This window comes from Nocardioides sp. NPDC101246, from assembly GCF_044767415.1.
Classification (GTDB): Bacteria; Actinomycetota; Actinomycetes; order Propionibacteriales; family Nocardioidaceae; genus Nocardioides.
This window is the reverse complement of record NZ_JBIWNX010000005.1, coordinates 163747-182300: the sequence shown is the minus strand read 5'-3', so window position 1 is coordinate 182300 and position 18554 is coordinate 163747. Positions and strand designations below refer to the sequence as shown.

Here is an 18554-nt window from a genome sequence, read left to right as displayed (position 1 = left end):
AGATGTTGATGGGCATCCAGCGCGACACCCGCGCCGAGCACGCCAAGCTCTTCGTCTCCGGGATCGTCTTCACGGTGACCCTCGCCCTGCTGATCACGCTCTGCGTGGCGATCTACCAGAAGGCGTTCGTGCAGTTCACCACTGTGAGCGTCGAGGCAGACAGAGCCGGCCTGCAGCTGCCGCGCTACGGCGACGTCCGCATGCACGGCGTCATCGTCGGCCAGGTCCGCAAGATCGACCAGGACGGCAAGAAGGCCGTCATCGAGCTCGGTCTGGAGCCGGAGCAGGCCGAGCAGATCCCCGCCAACGTCAGCGTCGCGATCAAGCCGACGACGCTGTTCGGGCAGAAGTACGTCGAGTTCATCGACCCCGAGGGGGAGCGGACCGGCGCACTGAGCGACGGCACCGTGATCCCCGCCGACCGGGTCCGCACCAGCGTCGAGCTCGACGTGATCCTGGCCCGGCTCTTCCCGCTGCTGAAGTCGATCCGTCCCCAGGACCTCAACAGCACCCTGCACGCCCTCGCCACCGCACTCTCCGGCAACGGGGAGAAGCTCGGCGAGACCATGGTCCAGCTCAACGACTACCTCGAAGAGATGAACGTCCACCTCCCCACACTCGAACGCGATCTCGAAGACATGGCCGACGTCGCCGAGACCTACTCCATGGCCGCGCCCGACCTCGTCAAGGTCCTCGAGAACACCACGACCACCGCCAACACCGTCACCGAGCAGCGTGCCCGCCTCGGCGGCCTGCTCACCTCCGTGACCGGAGTCGCCGACACCTCCAAGAACCTGCTCGCCGAGAACGAGAAGGCGATCAGGTACGAGACCGAGCTGGCGGTCCCGCTGCTCAAGCTGCTCTCCGACTACTCGCCGGAGTACACCTGCCTGCTGCGGGGCCTCGACGACTACACCGAGCTGCTGGCGACCGTCTTCCAGCAGAACCGCGTGCGCCAGACGATGGTCCTCGACGGCACCCAGAAGCCGGCGTACGGCCGCGACGACCGCCCCGAGTGGGGCGAGATCGGCCACGGTCCGTGGTGCGACGGCCTGCCGAACCCGAAGGTGCCTGCCGGCCCGAACGAGCTCGAGAACGGCACCGAGGACGTCCCGTGGGCTCCTGGGAACGGGGGTCTGCAGTGAACAAGCGAGATCTGAAGACCACGGTCGCCGGCACCAAGCTGGTCATCTTCACCGTCCTCTCGATCCTGGTCACCGGCACCCTGGCCTCGATCATGGGCAACGTCGGCTTCGGCGACCGGGTGCCCTACCGGGCCGAGTTCACCACCGCCTCGGGCCTGAGCGAGGGAGACGACGTACGCGTCGCCGGCATCACCGTGGGCGAGGTGCTCTCCGTCGAGATCGAGGGCGGTGACCACGCGATGGTCACCTTCCGCGTCGACGAGACGGTGCCGCTGACCACCGCCAGCGGCGCCCAGGTGCGCTACCTGAACCTCGTCGGCGACCGCTACCTGGCGCTCACCCAGGACGCCGGACAGCAGTCGGGATCGGAGGGCACCCCCTTGCGGCAGGGGCAGGCCATCGCGATGGCCAACACCACGCCGGCGCTCGACCTGACCGAGCTCTTCAACGGCTTCCAGCCCCTCTTCCAGGCGTTGCAGCCCAAGGACGTCAACAAGCTCTCCCTCAACCTGATCCGGGTGCTGCAGGGGGAGGGCGGCACGGTCGCGAGCCTCCTCTCGGAGACGGCGGAGCTGACCAGCGCCCTGGCCGAACGCGACCAGCTGATCGGCGACGTGATCACCAACCTGTCCAAGACGCTCAACACGGTCAACGAGCACCACACCGAGCTGGCCGACCTGATCCAGCAGCTCAGCGGCTGGATGAAGGACCTGGCTCGCGACAAGGAGGCGATCGGCGACTCGATCTCCTCGATCGGCGACCTCACCGACGAGCTGGCCGGGCTGCTCACCGACGTACGCCCGTTCCTCAAGGAGGACATCAAGCAGCTCAAGCGCGTGGTGGACATCCTCAACAAGCCGGGCAACCAGAAGCTGCTCGACAAGACGCTCGAGCGGCTCCCGGAGACCCTCGAGTCGCAGGCGCGGATCGGCAGCTACGGCTCCTGGTACAACTACTACCTCTGCGACCTCGACTTCTCGATCAAGCTGCCCTCGCTCGGTGAGCTGCTCGACAACTCACCGGCCGTCAAGGCGATCCAGAAGCAGCTCGACAACGTGGCGTTCTACAGCCGGGCCGAGAGGTGCAAGCTCTGATGGCTCATCACAGCGACACTCAGCTCAAGCGAACCGGCGTGATCACGATCGTCGTGATCGCGCTGGCGCTCACCGCTGCGTTCAACCTGCGCAAGCTGCCGTGGTTCGCCGGCACCACCTACCAGGCCGAGTTCTCCGACACCAGCGGCCTGCACGTGGGCAACCGGGTCGAGATCGCCGGCATCCGGGTCGGCCGGGTCAGCGACATCGAGATCGAGGGAGCCAAGGTGGTCGTCTCCTTCTCGGTCGACGGCACCGAGATCGGCCACCGCAGCGAGGCGAAGATCGGGGTGCTCAACCTGCTGGGGGAGAAGTACCTCGACGTCACCCCGCAGGGCGGTCGGACGCTCGACGCCGGCGATACGATCCCGCTCGCGCGCACCAGCGCCGGCAGCGACATCGTCGGCACCTTCGGCGACCTCGCCGAGACGACCGAGGCGATCGACACCCAGCAGCTGGCCAAGGCGCTGACCACGATGTCGGGCACCCTCGACAAGGCCGGACCCGAGGTGCAGGGCGCTTTCCAGGGCATCGCCGCGCTCTCCCAGACGATCGCCGCCCGCGGTGACGAGCTGGAGTCGCTGCTGCAGGACGCCGAGCAGGTCGTCCAGCTCGTCAACGAGCGCAAGCAGGACATCATCAGCGTGATGGAGAACGGCGACCAGGTCTTCGCCGAGCTGATCCAACGCCGCCAGGCCATCCACCAGCTGCTGGTCAACGCCACCGCCCTGGCCGAGCAGCTGCAGGCCCTGGTGAAGGAGAACCAGAAGCAGATCGGTCCCGCGCTGGACGCGCTCCAGCAGGCGCTGAAGTTCCTCAACGCCCGCGACGAGGACCTGACCAAGACCATCCAGAACTACGGGCCGTACGCGTCGATCCTGATCAACATCATCGGCACCGGCCCCTGGTTCGACGCCTACCTCGCCAACCTGACCGGCATCGTGAGCGGCGAGTTCGTGCCCGGACGACGACCAGGGATCGTGGAATGACAAAGAACTTCTGGGGCCGAAAGTGGGCCGCGCTGCCCATCGCGCTGGTGCTGATGTGCGGGCTGCTGCTCGTCTCCGAGGTGGCCGCGCCCGACACCAAGCTGGTCACCGCCAGCTTCCCGCAGGCGGTGAGCATCTACGAGGGCTCCGACGTGGTCATCATGGGTGTCAAGGTCGGCAAGGTCGCCTCGCTGGAGCCGAAGGGCGACCACGTCGACGCGGTGATCGAGTACGAGAGCGACTACAAACTGCCCAAGGACGTGAAGGCGGCCATCGTCACACCGACCCTGGTCGCGGACCGGTTCGTGCAGCTGACGCCGGCCTACACCGGTGGACCGACGACGGCCGACGGCGGCGAGATCCCGATCGAGCGCACCGCGGTGCCGGTCGAGCTCGACCGGATCTATGCCAGCCTCTCCGAGCTGACCACGGCGCTCGGGCCCAACGGTGCCAACAAGAACGGTGCGCTGAGCGACGTCCTGCGTGAGGGCGCCGACGCACTGGAGGGCAACGGCAAGATCGGCAACCAGGCGATCGCCGACATGTCCGAGGCGGCCCAGGTGCTCGGCGGCAACTCCGAGCAGCTCTTCAGCACCCTCTCCCAGCTCTCCGAGGTCACCAGGACCCTGGCTCGCAACGACGACACGACCGAGAAGTTCCTCACCGACCTCTCGGACGTCTCCACCCAGCTGGCCGGGGAGAGCGACGAGCTCGACCAGGCGCTGGTCGCGATCGCGCAGGCGGTCAAGGTGACCAAGTCCTTCGTCGAGAACAACCGCGACGCCCTGGTCGGCGACGTCAAGCAGCTCAACAAGACGCTCAACATCCTGGCCAAGGAGAAGGAGACGCTCGGCACCGTCATCGACCTGGCGCCGCTCGGGATCGGCAACCTGGCCGAGTCCTTCGACCCGGCGTCCGGATCGGTCGGCTTCCGGCTGCAGGTCGGTCCGATCGGCTCGGACCTCTCCAACATCCTCTGCATGGTCGTCGAGAACGACCAGATCCCCGGGGCCAAGGAGATCTGCGCACTGTTCAAGGCGCTGCTCCCCAGCGGGGTCACCTCGGCGGTCGGCGGTGCGCTCACCGACGCCGCCGCTCCCACCGACCGCGACACCGCCACCGGGCTGCCGATCGACACCCCGACGGGGATCCCCGGCGACAAGACCAAGAAGCCCGAGGTCGAGCCCGAGGTGGTCACCGAAGGCGGGATCGGAGCACTCTCGGGCTCGCTCCAGGACCTGATGTCAGGAGGCAGGAAATGAGGCGCGCATGGGCAGCGGCCCTGGCGATGCTCGGCATCGTCGCCGTGGCGAGCGGGTGCGGCGTACAGGCCTATGACCTGCCGCTTCCCGGCAAGGAGGTCGGCGAGGGCGAGGGCTACGTGGTCGTCGCGGAGTTCAACGACGTCGTCGACGTGGTGCCGCGCACCAAGGTGATGGCCAACGACGTCCCGGTCGGCCAGGTCGACAAGGTCGAGCGCGAGGGCTGGCACGCGAAGGTCACCATGACCCTGCGCAAGAACATCGAGCTTCCGGCCGACGCGCTGGCCAACGTACGCCAGACCAGCCTGCTCGGGGAGAAGTACATCGCCCTGGTGGCACCCGAGGGGTCCACGATCGCGAGTGCGGGGAAGCTGGGCGACGGCGCCACCATCGGGCTCGAGCGCACCAACCGCAACCCCGAGGTCGAGGAGGTGCTCGGCGCGCTCTCCTTCCTGCTGGCAGGCGGCGGAGTCGGGCAGCTGAAGACGATCAGCGACGAGCTCAACACCATGATGGACGGGCGCACCGGCGACATGCGGGCACTGCTGGGCAACCTGGAGACCACGGTCGCCTCGCTCAACCAGCAGAAGGGCTCCATCATCAAGGCGATGGAGCAGGTCGACCGGCTGACCCGCACCCTCAACAAGGAGTCCGCGAAGATCGAGGCGGCGATCGACTCCTTCGGACCGGCCCTCGAGGTGCTGCGCCAGCAGCACGCCGACCTGTTGAAGATGATGAAGGCGCTCGACCGGCTCGGCGTCGTTGCGACCCGGGTGATCAACCAGAGCGGCGCCAACCTGACCACGGCGCTCGACGAGCTGGCGCCGACGCTGCGCGAGCTCGCCGACGCGGGCGACTCGCTGCCCCGCGGCCTGATGATGGCGGCGAGCTTCCCGTTCCCTGAGAACGCCTCGGGGCTGGCGATGGGTGACTACTCCAACGCCCTGTTCCACATGGACCTCGACCTCAACAAGCTGGTCGGCAGCCTCACCAACGGCGAGTCGACCGGCATCCTGCCGCAGGTCCTCCAGATCTGTCTCTCCTACTCGAAGGGGTGCGCCGCGATCCAGCCCCTGGCCAAGGCGCTGTGCGACCTCACCAACCTGAATCTGGTGTGCTCGGTGGTAGGCAAGGAGGACACGCCGCTGAAGAAGGGCGAGAAGATGCCCAAGATCCCGGACGTCTCCGACCTGCTGCCCAAGAGCGAGACCTCGACCAAGACGCCGGGGCTCAACGACCTGGTCCCGGAGATCGCCGAAGGACTCTCGGAGCCTCCGGACACCGAGTCGCCCACGGCCGAGCCGACGACCGGAGGCCTGCTCGGCCTCCTCGGACTGCTGGGAGGCGGCAGCTGATGACACGGAGCGTCCGCAACAAGCTGGTCATCTTCCTCATCCTCGCCGCGGTCGGGATCTTCTACGTCTCGGCGGCCTACCTCGGCGTCGTCGACCGGGTCCTGGGTCGCCACGTGGACGTGTCGGTCGACCTGCCGGCCTCGGGTGGCCTCTACGAGGGCAGCGAGGTGAACTACCGGGGCATCGGCATCGGCCGGGTCGCCTCGATGACCGTCACCGACGAGGGCGTACGCGCCGAGCTGGAGCTCGATCCGGGCACCGAGGTGCCGCGCGACGCCGAGGTGGAGGTCCACAACCTCTCGGCGGTGGGGGAGCAGTACATCAACTTCATCCCCGACTCCGCCTCCGGCCCCTACCTCGCCGAGGGTGATGTCGTGACCGCCGGTCCGGAGTCGATGCCCGGCACCACCGACGAGCTGCTCACCGAGCTCAACAGCTTCACCACCTCGATCAACGGGGAGGACCTGAGCACCGTCGTCGCCGAGCTCGGCACGCTGTTCCGCGGCAACGCCGAGAACCTGCGTACGTTGCTCGACTCGGGTTCGACGCTGGTCGACGAGGCCTCGGCGCACCAGAAGGAGACGATCCGTCTCCTCAACACCAGCCAGACCGTGCTCCAGACGCAGAAGGAGCACAGCGGAGACATCCGCGACTTCGCCAAGGGGCTCGAGGAGGTCACCGCCACCCTCGACAAGCGTGACCCGGAGCTGCGCGAGATCCTGCAGGGCGGCGAGGCGACCGCGGTGCAGGTGCAGTCGCTGCTCGACGGGCTGCAGCCGCTGCTGCCCGTCTTCCTGGCCAACCTCAGCACGGTCAACGAGGTGCTGACGGCCCGGCTGCCGGCGATCGAGCAGACCCTGGTGACCTTCCCGCGGGTCGTGGCGACCGGGTGGACCGGCTCGCCCGGTGACGGCTACGGTCACCTGTCGATGGGCTTCGTCTACACCACTCCGCCGTGCCAGAAGGGCTACAAGCCCGCCGACCAGTGGATCCCCGGGACCGTGATGGAGGACCAGCCGCTCTACCCGGCGAAGTGCACCGACGAACGTGCCCAGCCTGACTACGAGGGCAACAACCCGATCATGCAGCGGGGTGTCAACATGGTGCCCGAGCCCGAGGGCGTGGGGAAGTACGTCACGACCTACGACCCGAAGACCGGGCGCACCAAGCTTCCCGATGGAAAGACGGTCACGATGTCCACCCCGACCGATGACGGAGGCCTCGTCTCCGCCCTGTCCGACGACTCCTGGCGATCGATGATCCTGGGAGAGGAGTGAGCCAGATGCCATCCGACAACTCCCTCGACGTCAAGCTCTCCCTGGCCAGACTGGGGCGGGTCAACACCGTCCTCGCGGCGGTGGTGGTGGTCCTGGTCGTGCTCGCGGCCGCTGTCTTCATCGGTGGCGCCCGGGTGCTTCCCTGGACGACGCCCGCCGAGGCCGCCGCCGCCGACTACGACGAGGTGAAGGCGGTCGCCGAGGACGGCGTGATCGCCTTCCTCGACGTCGACTACCGCGACATGGACCCACGGATCCAGGCGGTCAAGGAGATCTCGACCGGCACCTTCGGCAAGGAGTACACCGCCATCGCCGAGCAGATCCGGCAGGCCGCGATCCCCGCCCAGACCGTCTCCAAGGGCAAGGTCAAGCAGGTCGGCATCCGTGCGATCGGGTCGAAGAAGGCGGTCGTGCTGGTCGCCGTGGACTCGGTCGTCACCAGCAGCCAGACCGCTGAGCTGAAGAAGAGCGACACCTGCCCCTACGACGGCGCGCGCTGCTCGAAGTACCGGTTCAAGGTGTCGCTGGACAAGACGAAGGACGGATGGCGCATGTCCGACCTGGCAGGAGTCAACTGATGACAGGCGTACGAGCGAACGGATCGGTCTCCACCGGCCAGAAGGAGTGCCCCTTCTGCGCGGAGACGATCAAGGCCGCTGCGATCAAGTGCCGTTACTGCGGCTCCGACCTGCTGCCTCCGGCCGAGGAGCAGGACGAGGACGTACGTGACGAGGCGGCTGCTCCGGAGGCCGCTGAGGCCGACGAAGAGTCTCAAGCTGAGGATGAGGGTGAGGCTGAGGACGACGCTGGGAACGAGGCTGAGGACGAGGCGCGTGCCGGGTTCGCCGAGCGGTGGCTGGGTGACGGCAGCCGGGTGCTGACGGCCGTTCTCGGCGTACTCGTCCTGGTGGCCGGCGGCCTGCTCTGGCTGGCCGTCGACCTGGCCTCGAACGACGACGTCGCACCGAGCGGTGAGCTGACCGCGGCCGGGTCCCGGGCGGCGATCATGGAGCACTCGATCGGACTGACCCAGACGGTGATGTCCTATCAGGCCGCCAGCGCGGAGAAGGACATCGCGGCGGCGAAGAAGCTGATGACGCCGGCGATGCAGAAGGACTACGAGAAGACGCTGCCCGGCGAGGACAAGCGCAAGGAGCAGGCCGACCTCGGCATCAAGGTCGCGGCCGAGGTGGCGCCGCTCTCCGAGGAGGGCGCGAAGGCCGCCGAGGAGGGCAAGGCCTGCGTCGACGAGGACTGTGCCGCCTCCATCATCTCGGCGACCGAGGACTCCGCGAAGGTGCTGCTCTTCGTCAACCAGAGCGCGACCGCGCCCAAGACGAAGAACACCGTGGTCAGCCCGACATGGGAGGTGCTGACGCTGGTCAAGGACGACGGCGGCTGGCTGATCTCCGAGATGACGGCCGCCTCCTAGTCCGCGACCCGGTTCTCATGATGAGGTTGTTCCGAGGGACACCTGTCCCTGCTATGGTAGAACGTGTTCTAGTTTCACTGCTCGAGGAGGGCACATGGCCGGCTCCCGCCAGTCCGTACAGCTGACCGAGGTCGAGATCGAGGACTTCCTCGGCTCGCAGATGAAGGTGCAGGTCGCGACCGTCGGTGCCGACGGCGCTCCGCACCTGACGACGCTGTTCTACGTGCTCGACGAGGGCAAGATCGCCTTCTGGACCTACGGGTCCTCCCAGAAGGTCCGCAACCTGCGGCGCGACCCGCGGGTCACCTGCCTGGTGGAGGACGGCGTGGACTACTTCGAGCTGCGTGGGGTGAGCATCACCGGGCGGGCCAGGCTCGTCGAGGACTACGACGAGATCAAGGGCATCGGGTCGCGGGTGATGACCCGGATGGCCGGTGGTGCCGACCTGGGTGAGCTCGGCGAGGACCTGGTCTCGAAGCAGGCGCACAAGCGCGTCGGCATCGTCATCGAGCCCGACAAGGTCGCCAGCTGGGACCACCGCAAGCTGGGCGCGCTGCCCGGCCAAGGCTGACCAGGACGACGAGGAACAAGGAGGCCGACATGGCAAAGGTGATCGCGGACTTCGACCTGTGCGAGTCCCACGGGATGTGCGAGTCGTTCGCGCCCGACGTGTTCGAGATCGATGACGACGACTACCTGCAGATCGAGGACCCGACGGTGACCGACGAGAACCGCGACCGGGTCGAGCAGGCCGTGGCCGGCTGCCCCAAGGCGGCCCTGAGGATCGAGGAGTAGCACCACGTGAGCGTTGATCTGGATGGCAAGCGGGCGATCGTCACGGGCGCCGGAGCGGGTCTCGGGCGTGCCGAGGCCGTCGCCCTGGCCCGGGCGGGCGCCCGGGTGGTGCTCAACGACCTGCCCGGCGCGGCGGAGGAGGCGGCCGAGGAGATCCGCGGCTTCGGCGGCGAGGCGGTGATCGCGGCCGGCGACGTGGGCGAGCGTTCCACCGCCGACGCGATGCTCGCCGCGGCCCTCGACGGCTTCGGCGGACTCGACATCGTGGTCAACAACGCGGGCATCACCCGCGACAAGATGCTCTTCAACATGTCCGACGAGGAGTTCGACCTCGTCGTACGCATCCACCTGCGTGGCCACTTCCTGCTGACCCGCAACGCCTCGGCGCACTGGCGCTCGGTGGCGAAGTCGACCGGCGCACCGGTGGACGCCGCGGTGGTGAACACCTCCTCGGAGGCGTTCTTGGCCGGGCCTCCGGGACAGGCCAACTACGGCGCCGCGAAGGCCGGGATCACCGCGCTGACGATGTCGACGGCGCGCTCGATGGCCCGTTCGGGCGTACGTGCCAACGCGATCTGCCCGCGGGCCGCGACCGCGATGACCGAGGGTGTGCTCACGGGCGACTCCTACGGGGCTGAGCACGTCGCGCCGCTGGTCACCTACCTCGCCTCGCCGGCGGCCGCCGCGATCACCGGGCAGGTCTTCGTCGTCTACGGCGGGATGATCGCCGTCCTGGCGCCGCCCACGGTGGCCGAGCGCTTCGACAACGCGGCCTGGGACATGGACTCGCTCGACAAGCAGGTCGGCGGCTGGTTCGCCGACCGCGACCCCGCGGCCGGCTTCTCGGCCGACTCGATCATGCAGCTGAAGCTCAAGGAGAACTGAGAATGGCACGTCTCGACGATGCTGGATGTCGAGGGCTCCGCCTCGACGGGAAGATCGCGATCGTCACAGGTGGCGCGCAGGGCCAGGGGGCCGCCATCGCGCGCGCCTTCGTGGCCGAGGGCGCGAAGGTGGTCATCGCCGACGTGGCCGACGAGCCCGGCAAGTTGCTCGCCGACTCCCTGGGGGAGTCCGCGCTCTTCGTCCACCACGACGTCAGCTCGGAGGACTCCTGGACCTCGCTCGTGGCACAGACCGCCGAGACGTACGGCCCGGTCAACGTTCTCGCCAACAACGCCGGCATCCTGCGCTTCGGCGAGATCCTGACCCAGCCGGTCGAGGAGTTCGAGCTGCTGTGGCGGGTCAACACCCTCGGCTGCTTCCTCGGGATGCGCTCGGTGATCTCGACGATGAAGGAGAACGGCGGCGGCTCGATCATCAACGCCTCCTCGATCGAGGGTCTGGCGGGGATGGCGTTCGTGGCCGGCTACACCTCCACCAAGTTCGCCATCCGTGGCATGACCAAGGCCGCCGCCCTCGAGCTCGGCCCCAGCGGCATCCGGGTCAACTCCGTACACCCCGGCATGATCGACACCCCCATGACCCGCGGCGTCGGCGCCGACGACGCCGCCATGGAGTTCGGCGCCTCCAAGGTCGCCCTCAAGCGCGTCGGCCACCCCGAGGACATCGCCCCGTTGTACGTCTATCTCGCCTCCGACGAGTCCGGCTTCGTCACCGGCGCCGAGATCGCCATCGACGGCGGCGCCACCGCCACCCACGCCTACGGCGGCTGACCCACCACCGCCGAGGCGTCACCCCCGTCGGCCGAGACGTCACGTACGTCGGCCGAGACGTCACCGTGGTGCCCACTCGGCCGACGCGAGTGACGCCTCGGTCCGGTCGAGAAGGTAGTTGTGGCGTGCCGAGGATGTAGTTGTGGGCAACGAAAGTAGAGACTCGTCGCCCACCACTGCCTACTCGGTACGCCACAAGGACCGACTCGGGTCACCAGAACTGCCTATTCGGCCGAGACGTCACGTACGTCGGTCGAGATGGCACCACCGTGCCGACTCGGCCGACGGGAGTGACGCCTCGGTATGAGTGAGTCGGCCACACGCGGTGTCGGTCTCCGGCATACTTCGGCGGGAAGGTTTCAGTCAGCGGGGACGAACCGAAGGCCATCTGAACATGTCTCGACGACGCAGTGCGTTCGCCACTGTCGCGGTGCTCAGTGTCTTCGCGTTCCTCTACAGCTTCGTCCTCGCGATCCCCGTCTACGTCGACGATGTCTCGGCGCTCTGGAGTGCGCGCGGGCACGCCTGGTTCGGCGACGTGCTGAGTCGGCTCGTGGACGGGTTCTCGTTCCTGTGGGGGTCGGCGGTGATGAACGAGGGATACCCGGTCGCACCCGTATCTGCCTGGCCGACGGTCGTCTTCGTCCTCCTGCTCGTCGTCCTGGTCTACGCGATCTTGCGGACCGGATCGGACGGTCCCTATGCGGTCGCCGGGCGGGTGCTGTGCGCCTGTCTCCTTGCCGGGGGACTGACGAACCTGTTCGTCGTGGTCCAGACCATCCTGGATATCCGTGGCGGACTGGAGGCGCTGCCGTCGGTCATCTGGGCGCTGTCCGACGACGGGATCTGGCTCGGCCTGGTCGTGGGCGTGTTCGGAGCGTTCGCGGCGTACCTGGCGGCGGTGCTTGCCGTTCTCGCCACACTCGCTCTGCGGGACGGTGACGGAACGACCGAGCCCATCACCCTGCCGGAGGACAGGTGGGCGGGGGCGGCGCACGTCGCGACCTGGGGCGCACTGCCGATGCTGGTGGTGGCCCTCGTCGGTGGGTTCGTCTGGGACTACGGTCCGGACGCGGACCCGTACGGAGCGGACATCAGCTCGCGGCAGGCCTGGGTGCGCCTGATCTGGTTCGCTCACGCCAGCCTGACGGCCCCGCACAACCCTCATTCGCTCAGCGGGAGCTTCGACACCTCGGTCTGGCTGCCGCGTACGTTGACATCGGCCGCCCTGGTGGTGCTGGTGTGGCTGGCAATCCGCCTGCTGGTAGCGCGTTGGTCCCGTGCAGGCGGCCCGACCGCGCTCGGCATCGTCCTGCAGTGTTGGGGTGTGGTGGCCGTGCTCGCCGCGGTCGTCGGCCTGTGCGAGGGCGCGCTCGTGCGGCAGGAGGAGTTCGCCGGGGCGGCGTCCTACTGGGCGCTCGAGACGGTCGCCGACGGGGTGCGCTTCGCGGTCTGCTTCGGCTGGATCACCGGGGTGGCCGTAGCGCTCGCCCACCGATTCTCGAAAGGAATCCAGACCGATGTCGAAGCAGTCGAAGCAGTCGAAGCAGAGGCCGGCTGAGACCGAGGCGCCTGCAAGGGACGGGCGGAGTCGGCTGGCATCGCTGGTGACTCGACCGGCCACCTGGGTCGTCGGCGTGATCCTGGTGGCTCTGGGCGCCACCTTCAGCTCAGGCCTGCAGAGCCTCTTCGCGGGGCTCCTTCCTGATGGCTGGAGCGAGCCTGGTAACGGCATCAAGGTCGTGGACGTACGCCGCAAGCCGGTGAGTGGACCGGTGCTGATCCCTCGGTCGGAATCGGCGACGGCCTTCAGCGATCGGAGCGACGCGGTGAGCTCGATCAACGACCCCGAGTGGGAGGCGGAGCACAAGTGGTACGCCGCCGGCTACATCACCTGGGATGTGACGCTCGTCGGGCGACACAGCGACCCGGTGGTGATCACCGACCTGCGCCCCGAGCGGACCGGACCGTGCACGAAACGGCTCGATGACGGCACCCTCGTCGACGACATCCCCCAGGGCGAGGGCAAGAAGATCGAGCTCGAGACCGCCATCGATGCCGAGGTCCCGCAGCTGACGTCGGCGGAGGACGGCTCAGCCTACTTCGACGCCGGGACCGTCACGCTCGCCAAGGGCGAGACGGTGGTGATCTCGATCGAGGCGACCAGCGCGGGGCCGACCTGTGAGTGGGTGCTCGAGGCTGACTACGTCGACCACGGCAAGCGCGAGACGATGACGATCACGGCCCCTGGCGACCGTCCGTTCGCGATCACAGGCCTCATCAGGGAACGCCCCTACGACCTCGTCTGGGGCATTGGCTGCAACCGCGCGCTGAAGCCAGAGGAGATTTCCGCCGACTTCGACGAGCTTCCTGGTTGCTGAGGCTCAGCGGAGCAGGAGGCGTACGGCGACGTCGATCGACTTCTCGACGTCCTCGGCGTCCATGCGGCCGGTGACCCAGGAGATGAGGGCGGAGAGCCATACGTCGGAGATGATCCGGATGATGGCGGCCTCCTCCTCGGTGACCTCTCCGTGATCGGGGGTGCCGTGCATGGCGCGGGCGATGACCGTGGTCAGGCTGGTGCCGACCTCGTGGATCTCGCCGGTCACCGACTGGTCGGCGAACATGAAGGCGCGGACCAGGGCCTCGGTGAGCTTGGGCTGCTTCTGCAGGGCGCGGGTGCGGCGGTTGAGGACGTACATGATCCGCTCGTGGGCGGTGTCGCCCGGCGTCGCGCGGATGGCGGAGCGGTCGACGTCCTTGGTGAACTCACGCGCCAGCGCGGAGACCAGCAGATGGATCTTCGAGGGGAAGTAGCGGTAGAGGGTGCCGAGCGCGACCTCGGCCTTCTCGGCGACCGCGCGCATCTGCACGGCGTCGAAGCCGCCCTCGGCGGCGAGCGTGATCGTGGCGTCGAGGATGCGCCGGCGGCGCTCTCGCTGGGCCGCGGAACCGCCGGTGGGTGCGGTGGCCGGACTCGGGCCGTCGGTGTCTCGTGGCTCCGTGCTGACGGACGTCACTGGTTGTCCCCCCTAGGACTATGACCGGATCTCGATCTGTGGATATCAGGCTAACCGCATCGGCGCCCGAGAGTGAAACACGTTCTTCCGTGAGTCTAGACTTGTAACACGTTCTACATCAGGCTCTATTCCAGAGGCCGCGGAAATAGTAGGAGGTTCCTGTGCCGATCGGCATCACCGACGAACACCAAGCCCTCAGCGAAAGCTTGTGCGATTGGGCCAAAGGGCTGGGCGGCATCGCGCTCGTCCGCGCTGCCGAGGGCACCGCCTCCGCGGGTTTCGACGAGGTGTGGCGAGGTGTCGAGGAGTACGGCGTCGCCGGCATCGCGGCACCCGAGCCGAACGGTGGCGGCGGAACGCTGCTGGACGCGGCCGTCGCGCTCGAGGCCTGCGCCCACGAGCTGCTCCCGGGGCCGCTGCTCGGCAGCGCGGTCGCCGCCTTCCAGGCCGGCGCGGCCGGGCTCGACGATGTGGTCGGTGCTGTCACCGCCGGTGGCTGCGGGATCGCGCTCGACCCGGTCCTGGAGCTCGGCGAGCGTCTGCGAGGAACCGTTCCCGTCGTCTACGACGGCGGGGGATCGGCCCATCTGCTGCTCGGTGCCCGTGGGTCCGATGGCGCGGAGCGCTGGTTCTTCGTCGCGGCCGAGCAGGTGGACGTACGTCCCCAGGTGGGCCCTGATCTGACCAGGCGGGTCGCCGAGGTGCGGGTCGACGTCGATGCCGGTGAGGCGGTCGAGGTCCCGGGCCTGCGGGGCGAGGCGGTGCGGCGTACGGCACTCACCCTCGCTGCCGCCGAGGCCGCCGGGATCGCGCGGTGGTGCCTGACGACGGCCGTGGAGTACGCCAAGGTGCGCGAGCAGTTCGGCGCGCCGATCGGGTCGTTCCAGGCGATCAAGCACCTCTGTGCCGAGATGCTGGAGACGGCCGAGGCGGTGGCCGCGACCGCCTGGGACGCCGCCGCCTCGGCCGACGACGACGCCGCCGATCAGTGGGCCTTCGCGGCAGAGGTCGCGGGGGTCACGGCGATCGACGGCGCCGTCAGGGCCGCCCAGGACTGCATCCAGGTCCTCGGTGGCATCGGCTTCACCTTCGAGCACGACGCCCACCTCTACCTGCGCCGGGCGGTCGCCCTGCGCAGCCTCCTCGGCGGCGGCGACGCCCACGCGGTCGCCCTGGCCGAGCACGCCGTGGCCGGGGTACGCCGCTCGGTCCGTGTCGACCTCGACGGCAAGGACGAGTCGGTCCGTCCCCAGGTGCGGGAGACCGTCGCGACGATCGCGGCGCTTCCCGAGGCGGAGCGCCGCGACGCGCTCGTGGACGCCGCACTTCTCGCTCCGCACTGGCCCGCTCCGTACGGCCTCGGCGCCGGTCCTGTCGAACAGCTCGTGATCGACGAGGAGCTCGCCGCGGCCGGGGTGTCCCGTCCCGACATCAAGATCGCGGGCTGGGCCGTGCCGACCATCCTCAAGCACGGCACCGACGCCCAGCGTGAGCGGTTCGTCGACGCCTCGCTGCGCGGTCGGATCGTCTGGTGCCAGCTCTTCAGCGAACCCGGTGCCGGCTCCGACCTGGCCTCCCTGGCGACTCGCGCCGAGCGCGTCGAGGGCGGCTGGCGGCTGACCGGCCAGAAGGTGTGGACCTCGCTGGCGGCCGAAGCCGACTGGGCGATCTGCCTGGCGCGTACGAACCCCGACGTCCCCAAGCACAAGGGCATCACCTACTTCCTGGTGGACATGCGCAGCGAGGGGATCGACGTCCGCCCGCTGCGCGAGCTGACCGGTGAGGCGCTCTTCAACGAGGTCTTCCTCGACGGCGTCTTCGTGCCCGACGAGCTCGTCGTCGGCGATGTCGACGGTGGTTGGCGCCTGGCCCGCACGACGCTGGCCAACGAGCGGGTCGCGATGGCCTCGACCAACCTCGGCGGCAGCGTCGAGCGCGCGGTGGAGCTCGCAGCGGGTCGTGGCGAGGCCGATCTCGCCCGGGTCGGCCATGCCGTCGCGCTCTCCACGGTCTGCGCGCTGCTCGGCGTCCGCTCCACGCTCAAGGCGCTCGCCGGGCGCGGGCCCGGCGCGGAGTCCTCGGTCGCCAAGCTCTTGGCCGTACGCAACCGCCAGGACGCCTCCGAGCTCGTCGTCGACCTCCTCGGTCCGCTGGCGCTCACCGACGACCCGCAGGTCCGTGAGGACCTGCACCAGTCTCAGCTCACCCGCTGCCTCTCCATCGCCGGCGGCACCACCCAGGTGCTGCGCAACGTCGCGGCCGAGCAGATCCTCGGCCTGCCACGCTAGAGCCCCACGAGTCGACGTGTTCGGCTGACGATCGCCGCTAGGCTTCCTCGGGAGTCGGACCTTTCCAAGGAGGCGGCGCTTGTCGGCCAGGACGTTGCGTGTGACGGGCAAGGCGCGCCGTGGCTATCCCAGCATCCAGGCGGCGCTCGAGGAGGCCTCTCGGTCGCTCAGGGATGTCAGGGTCCTGATCGAGCCCGGGACGTACGACGAGCAGCTGATCGTGCGCGGAAACGTCTCGCTGGTCGCCAGGGAGCCCGGTTCGGTGACGATCCGCTCGGCTGCCGGGCAGGTGCTCGACTGCGACGGGACGATCAGCCTCTCGGGCCTACGGTTCGTCGCCGAGGTGGGGGAGGCGGTCGTCTGCCGGGGTGGTTCGCTCGAGGTCCGGCAGATCGATGTCGAGACCCGGGGCCGGATCAGTCTCTGGGCAGCCCCGGGCACGAGGGTCGAGGCGAGCGGCTCCACCTTCCGAGGTGGGCGGGTGCTCTTCGCCGGGGCTACGGGAGTCGTCGAGAGTTGCGAGCTCCTCGACAGTCCTGACAACGCCCTCGCCGTGATCGAAGGGGCTCGGGTGGAGGTTCGTGACTCCCGTATCGAGCGTCCGCGCTTCAGCGCCGTGAGGGTGGAGGCGGGCTCGTCCGTGACGATCGCGTCCGGCCGTTTCACCTCGTGTCACGACACCATGGTCGCGGTCATCGGCGAGGCGGCGCGGGCCGAGATCTCCGGCACCACCATCGAAGACACGGGCACGGCGATCGGGTTCGCCGAGCGTGCTTCCGGAACCGTGCGCGACGTGACGGTGCGCCGGGCCCGGCATGCCTTCTCCTCCAGGTCGGGGGCGAACCCGACCGTGAGCGGCTGCGCCTTCCTGGAGTGCGTGGAGACCGGCATCAACATCTCCGAGCGTGGTGCCGGGTCCTTCCGGGACTGCGTCATCCAGGACGCGGAGGCGATCGGTGTCTTCGTCAAAGGTGATGGCGCCGAGGTCGGCCAGTGGGGTGCGGTCGACATCAGCGGCTGCACGATCGAGCGGTCCGCGGTGGGGATCGTCGTCGAGGGCGCCGAAGCCCGATTCCGCGACGTCCGACTGAACCGGCTCCGCTTCGCCGGGGTCAGGCTTCTCGCCGGCGCGGCCGCGACCTTCGACGAGCTGAGCCTCAACGACACGCCGGTCGGCCTAGACGCCCGCGGGAAGGCCACCGGGACCTTGACCGGGGCGGAGGTCATCGGGTGCAGCGCGCTCGCGCTCTCGGCCGTGGACGAGGCCCGGATCATGGTCTCGCAGAGCGTCATCGCGGACGCCGGCGGTGGCGTAGGTGTCCAGGGCACGGCGAGCCTGGTGATGAAGCGCTCCGAGCTGAGGGACATGGAGTCGTTCGGCCTGATCGCGATGGGAACCGGCACGCTGGTGGTCGAGGACAGTGACCTGCTGCGGCCCGGTGCCATCGGTGTCATCGGGATCCATGACGCCTTCGTCGACGTCAGGGACACCACGGTGACGGACGCGGCAGACATCGGGTTCCGGGTCCTCGACAAGTGCGGCGGTCAGATCCAGGGGTGCACCGTGTCCGCAGCCGCCGGGCTCGCGGTGACCAAGAACGACTACGTACGCGTCATCGGGCTCACCTCCGCGCTTCTGACGATCACGACCAGCTCGGTGAGCGCGAAGGACGCGGTCGTCGCGCACGTCACGAACATCTACAACACGCCGATGTTCTTCAAGGAGGTCACCGGCCAGGTGGCCATAGGCAACGGGTCCGTGGAGCAGGTCCAGGAGCGAGGAGAGGTCGATGAGCGGCAGTGACGACAGGGAGAACGTCTACAACGAGCCGATGTTCTTCGGAGACTTCAACGGGCAGATGTCGATGGGCAATCGGGAGAGCGTCCAGTATCAGGTCAACCAGGCGAGCGAGCCGGACATCGCCACGGTCGTCGCCGAGGTGTTGAAGAAGCTCGGCGCTCTCGGGCTCCCCGAGGACGATCTGAACGACGCGGTCGTCGAAGGCAAGGCGGTCCTGGCCGAGGTGGCCAAGGAGGAGCCCGACCGCACGGTCGTACGCCGAGGCATCAACTATCTCAAGGGCGCGGTGGCGGGGATCGCGGCCGGTGTGGCCACCGGCGCGAACCAGGGCGCCGCCGAGATCGGCCAGCAGATCGTCCGCGACCTGGGCAGCCTGATCATCTGAATTCTGCGAGCCGGCGCTCGCGCACTGAAGTAGAA

Annotated in this window: 18 protein-coding genes; 17 read left to right on the top strand and 1 reads right to left on the bottom strand. The window is 68.6% G+C overall.

Annotation, left to right across the window (positions count from 1 at the left end; all coding sequences use genetic code 11):
• Positions 1–2: 2 nt before the first annotated feature.
• The 14 genes from ACIRON_RS10915 to ACIRON_RS10850 all read left to right on the top strand — a co-directional run bounded on the left by ACIRON_RS10915 (position 3) and on the right by ACIRON_RS10850 (position 13406).
• A complete protein-coding gene (locus tag ACIRON_RS10915) occupies positions 3–1145 on the top strand; it encodes an MCE family protein (RefSeq protein WP_402992349.1) in 1143 nt (380 codons plus the stop codon).
• Positions 1142–2239, top strand: coding sequence for an MCE family protein (locus tag ACIRON_RS10910; RefSeq protein WP_402992348.1), 1098 nt, complete (start codon positions 1142–1144; stop codon positions 2237–2239). Before ACIRON_RS10915 ends, ACIRON_RS10910 begins: the two co-directional genes overlap by 4 nt.
• On the top strand, positions 2239–3228 hold the full coding sequence (locus ACIRON_RS10905) for an MCE family protein (RefSeq protein ID WP_402992347.1): 990 nt from the start codon (positions 2239–2241) through the stop codon (positions 3226–3228). The genes ACIRON_RS10910 and ACIRON_RS10905 overlap by 1 nt, the downstream gene beginning before the upstream one ends.
• Complete coding sequence (locus ACIRON_RS10900; RefSeq protein ID WP_402992346.1) at positions 3225–4490, top strand: MCE family protein; 1266 nt, start codon at positions 3225–3227, stop codon at positions 4488–4490. The genes ACIRON_RS10905 and ACIRON_RS10900 overlap by 4 nt, the downstream gene beginning before the upstream one ends.
• On the top strand, positions 4487–5845 hold the full coding sequence (locus ACIRON_RS10895) for an MCE family protein (RefSeq protein WP_402992345.1): 1359 nt from the start codon (positions 4487–4489) through the stop codon (positions 5843–5845). Before ACIRON_RS10900 ends, ACIRON_RS10895 begins: the two co-directional genes overlap by 4 nt.
• Complete coding sequence (locus ACIRON_RS10890; protein WP_402992344.1) at positions 5845–7122, top strand: MCE family protein; 1278 nt, start codon at positions 5845–5847, stop codon at positions 7120–7122. Before ACIRON_RS10895 ends, ACIRON_RS10890 begins: the two co-directional genes overlap by 1 nt.
• A 5-nt stretch (positions 7123–7127) precedes the next feature.
• The gene (locus tag ACIRON_RS10885; RefSeq protein ID WP_378730504.1) at positions 7128–7700 is read left to right on the top strand and encodes a hypothetical protein; all 573 of its coding nucleotides are present in this window, start codon (positions 7128–7130) and stop codon (positions 7698–7700) included.
• Positions 7700–8554, top strand: coding sequence for a hypothetical protein (locus ACIRON_RS10880; protein WP_402992343.1), 855 nt, complete (start codon positions 7700–7702; stop codon positions 8552–8554). The genes ACIRON_RS10885 and ACIRON_RS10880 overlap by 1 nt, the downstream gene beginning before the upstream one ends.
• A gap of 94 nt (positions 8555–8648) precedes the next feature.
• On the top strand, positions 8649–9125 hold the full coding sequence (locus ACIRON_RS10875) for a pyridoxamine 5'-phosphate oxidase family protein (protein ID WP_402992342.1): 477 nt from the start codon (positions 8649–8651) through the stop codon (positions 9123–9125).
• Between the two features lie 29 nt (positions 9126–9154).
• Complete coding sequence (locus ACIRON_RS10870; RefSeq protein WP_402992341.1) at positions 9155–9349, top strand: ferredoxin; 195 nt, start codon at positions 9155–9157, stop codon at positions 9347–9349.
• A gap of 6 nt (positions 9350–9355) precedes the next feature.
• Entirely contained in the window at positions 9356–10234 is an 879-nt protein-coding gene (locus ACIRON_RS10865) for an SDR family NAD(P)-dependent oxidoreductase (RefSeq protein ID WP_402992340.1), read from the top strand.
• A 2-nt stretch (positions 10235–10236) separates the two neighbouring features.
• Entirely contained in the window at positions 10237–11025 is a 789-nt protein-coding gene (locus tag ACIRON_RS10860; protein WP_402992339.1) for a glucose 1-dehydrogenase, read from the top strand.
• 394 nt (positions 11026–11419) lie between these two features.
• A complete protein-coding gene (locus ACIRON_RS10855) occupies positions 11420–12586 on the top strand; it encodes a hypothetical protein (RefSeq protein WP_402992338.1) in 1167 nt (388 codons plus the stop codon).
• Entirely contained in the window at positions 12546–13406 is an 861-nt protein-coding gene (locus ACIRON_RS10850) for a hypothetical protein (RefSeq protein ID WP_402992337.1), read from the top strand. Before ACIRON_RS10855 ends, ACIRON_RS10850 begins: the two co-directional genes overlap by 41 nt.
• 3 nt (positions 13407–13409) lie before the next feature.
• On the opposite strand, the gene ACIRON_RS10845 is transcribed toward ACIRON_RS10850, so the two are convergent.
• Entirely contained in the window at positions 13410–14045 is a 636-nt protein-coding gene (locus tag ACIRON_RS10845; RefSeq protein WP_091041549.1) for a TetR family transcriptional regulator, read from the bottom strand.
• Between the two features lie 161 nt (positions 14046–14206).
• Between ACIRON_RS10845 and ACIRON_RS10840 the strand changes: the two genes are divergently transcribed.
• The 3 genes from ACIRON_RS10840 (at position 14207) to ACIRON_RS10830 (ending at position 18519) form a co-directional block, all read left to right on the top strand.
• Positions 14207–16333 carry an acyl-CoA dehydrogenase family protein gene (locus tag ACIRON_RS10840; protein WP_402992336.1) on the top strand — a complete coding sequence of 709 codons (2127 nt, stop codon included), beginning with the start codon at positions 14207–14209 and terminating at the stop codon, positions 16331–16333.
• Between the two features lie 100 nt (positions 16334–16433).
• Complete coding sequence (locus tag ACIRON_RS10835) at positions 16434–18137, top strand: right-handed parallel beta-helix repeat-containing protein (RefSeq protein ID WP_402992335.1); 1704 nt, start codon at positions 16434–16436, stop codon at positions 18135–18137.
• Positions 18124–18519 carry a hypothetical protein gene (locus tag ACIRON_RS10830; RefSeq protein WP_402992334.1) on the top strand — a complete coding sequence of 132 codons (396 nt, stop codon included), beginning with the start codon at positions 18124–18126 and terminating at the stop codon, positions 18517–18519. Before ACIRON_RS10835 ends, ACIRON_RS10830 begins: the two co-directional genes overlap by 14 nt.
• Positions 18520–18554 lie beyond the last annotated feature (35 nt).

What these genes read in the sequence shown, in the direction of transcription:
- ACIRON_RS10915 (WP_402992349.1), top strand. Translation starts at nt 3, where the DNA reads ATGTTGATGGGCATCCAGCGCGACACCCGCGCCGAGCACGCCAAGCTC.
- ACIRON_RS10905 (WP_402992347.1), top strand. Translation starts at nt 2,239, where the DNA reads ATGGCTCATCACAGCGACACTCAGCTCAAGCGAACCGGCGTGATCACG.
- ACIRON_RS10900 (WP_402992346.1), top strand. Translation starts at nt 3,225, where the DNA reads ATGACAAAGAACTTCTGGGGCCGAAAGTGGGCCGCGCTGCCCATCGCG.
- ACIRON_RS10895 (WP_402992345.1), top strand. Translation starts at nt 4,487, where the DNA reads ATGAGGCGCGCATGGGCAGCGGCCCTGGCGATGCTCGGCATCGTCGCC.
- ACIRON_RS10890 (WP_402992344.1), top strand. Translation starts at nt 5,845, where the DNA reads ATGACACGGAGCGTCCGCAACAAGCTGGTCATCTTCCTCATCCTCGCC.
- ACIRON_RS10885 (WP_378730504.1), top strand. Translation starts at nt 7,128, where the DNA reads ATGCCATCCGACAACTCCCTCGACGTCAAGCTCTCCCTGGCCAGACTG.
- ACIRON_RS10880 (WP_402992343.1), top strand. Translation starts at nt 7,700, where the DNA reads ATGACAGGCGTACGAGCGAACGGATCGGTCTCCACCGGCCAGAAGGAG.
- ACIRON_RS10875 (WP_402992342.1), top strand. Translation starts at nt 8,649, where the DNA reads ATGGCCGGCTCCCGCCAGTCCGTACAGCTGACCGAGGTCGAGATCGAG.
- ACIRON_RS10870 (WP_402992341.1), top strand. Translation starts at nt 9,155, where the DNA reads ATGGCAAAGGTGATCGCGGACTTCGACCTGTGCGAGTCCCACGGGATG.
- ACIRON_RS10860 (WP_402992339.1), top strand. Translation starts at nt 10,237, where the DNA reads ATGGCACGTCTCGACGATGCTGGATGTCGAGGGCTCCGCCTCGACGGG.
- ACIRON_RS10855 (WP_402992338.1), top strand. Translation starts at nt 11,420, where the DNA reads ATGTCTCGACGACGCAGTGCGTTCGCCACTGTCGCGGTGCTCAGTGTC.
- ACIRON_RS10850 (WP_402992337.1), top strand. Translation starts at nt 12,546, where the DNA reads ATGTCGAAGCAGTCGAAGCAGTCGAAGCAGAGGCCGGCTGAGACCGAG.
- ACIRON_RS10830 (WP_402992334.1), top strand. Translation starts at nt 18,124, where the DNA reads ATGAGCGGCAGTGACGACAGGGAGAACGTCTACAACGAGCCGATGTTC.